General features: G+C 70.7%; 1 protein-coding gene. It reads left to right on the forward strand.

What is annotated here, in order from left to right:
• On the forward strand, positions 1–2,009 hold a 2,009-nt coding region (locus WAW85_RS03220), incomplete at its 5' end, for an FG-GAP-like repeat-containing protein (RefSeq protein ID WP_422558213.1).
• Positions 2,010–2,172: the final 163 nt, after the last annotated feature.

Consider the following 2,172-nt stretch of genomic DNA (forward strand, 5'->3'; position numbering starts at 1 on the left):
CGGCCCTGCACTACTACGAGGTGCACGCGGCGTTCGTGCATCACACCGTCAACGCCAACGACTACACCCGCGCCGAGGTCCCGGGGATCCTGCGCAGCATTTACGCCTACCACACCCGCTCCCGGGGTTGGAGCGACATCGGCTACAACTACCTGGTCGACCGCTTCGGTCGGGTCTGGGAAGGCCGCTACGGCGGTGTCGACCGCCCGGTGGTCGGGGCACACACGCTGGGCTACAACGACTACGCGTTCGCCGCGTCGGCGATCGGCAACTACGAGATCGAGCGGCCCAGCAGCGCGATGGTCGACGCCTTTGGCAAGCTGATCGCCTGGAAGCTGTCGCTGCATGGCGTCAGCGCCGGCTCGACGCTGCAGCGCGTCGGCAGCCGCAACTTCCAGGCCATCAACGGCCACCAAGATGCCGCGAGCACCGCGTGCCCCGGCAAGTACCTCTATGCCCAGTTGCCGACCATCCGCCGGATCGCCGCAGCCGCGCAAGCCGATTGGAGCGGCCGAGAGCTGGACCGCAACGTCGTCGGGACGGCATACCCCGATCTGGTGATGCGGCGAGCGAGCGACAAGCAACTCGTCGTGCTGCCGACGGGCGGCGTCTTCCGCATGACCAAGGGCGTCGCAGTTGGTAGTGGCTGGGGCGGCTACGAGGTTGTCGTCGGCAGCCCCGACCTCACCGGTGATCGGCGCGCCGATGTGGTGACCCGCGCCGCGCGCGGAGTGACCCGCATCCACCCCGGCGACGGGCGGGGCGGGTTCGGCGCCGGCAAATCGGTCAAGCGCAAGCTGCGCGGGCTCAAGCTCATCACCGCGGCGGGGGATCTCGACCGCGACGGTCGCAACGACCTCGCCGGAGTGCGTGCCACCGACGGCCGCCTCGTGGTGCTGATGGGACGCTCCGGCGCCAAGCTGAAGCGGCGGGTCCTCGGGACCAACCTGGCCGGAGTCGACCTGCTGGCCGGTGTCGGAGACGTCACCGGTGACGGGCGCAGCGATCTCCTCGCCCGCACGGGGTCCGGGCGGCTCCTGCTGTATGCCGCTGGGCGGTTCGATGCGCCTCGCACGGTTCCGGGGAGTTGGAAGTCGGTCGAGACCATGACCGGCATCGGCGATTACACCCGCGATGGCCGCCCGGATGTCCTGATGCGCACGACCAAGGGCAAGGGGTTCGTGCTGCCCAGCACCGGCAGCGGGACCTTCGGCCGACTTGTCGGCCCGTTTGGCAAGATCAAGGGCTTCACCGACTTCAGCGGCGCCGGTCAGATCGCCGGCGCGGGCACGCCCGACCTGGTCGGTCGCGTCGGTGACCGGCTCGTGGTGGTGCGCAGTCGCGGCACCACCAACACCTTGCCGCTCATCGCGACCGGCATTGACGGCTCGGCGCTCAACGCCGCCCTGATCGTGGGCGACTGGGACCGTGATGGCTACGGCGATCTGGTCACCCGGACCACAGCAGGCGTGCTGCAGCTCCGCCTGGGCAACGGCACCGGGCGCTTCCGTGCCCCGACCACCCTGCACTCCGGCTTCGCCTCGGTCAGCCTGCTGAGCGCGGTCGGCGACATCACCGGCGACGGCTACCCCGATCTCATGGGTCAGGTGAGTGGCTCGGGGATGCGCATCTGGGCCGGGCGCGGCGCCGCGGGTCTCTCCGGCGGCACCCCCGCCGCCGCAGCCATGACCGCCAGTCGCCAACTAGGCGGCGGCCGTTGGGATGCCGACGGCTCCCCCGATAGCCTCTTCCAGGTCGGCAACTCCCTGGTGCTGCGCCGCGGCAACGGTCCGGGTGGTCTCACCGGCGCCCCCGTGACGCTGGGCTTTGACCTCTCGCCCTATGACTGGGTCGGCACCGCGCCGGGTCTGAAGGGGTCCGGCCACACCGTCTTGTTGGTCCGCACGCGCGGCACCGGTGAGCTGCGGGCGGTCAAGACCGACGGCGTGCGCTTCGGCAAGCCGAAGTTGCTCGCGACCGGCCTCGCCGGCTACGACCTGATGGGCTAGGCGTCGGACAGGGCGACGAGGTCGACCCGCTCGGTGACCACCAGTCCAGCGCGCCACTCGGGCGTTCCGCCGCGGACCAACACGAGCGAGCCCGCTCCGGCCAGCACGCCGGCATACAGCTCGAGGCCGAGGGTGAGCGGATGCTGATCGGTGAGCACCCGGG

It is taken from the genome of Gordonia sp. (in: high G+C Gram-positive bacteria) (genome assembly GCF_049299075.1).
In the GTDB taxonomy this organism is placed as follows: Bacteria; Actinomycetota; Actinomycetes; order Mycobacteriales; family Mycobacteriaceae; genus Gordonia.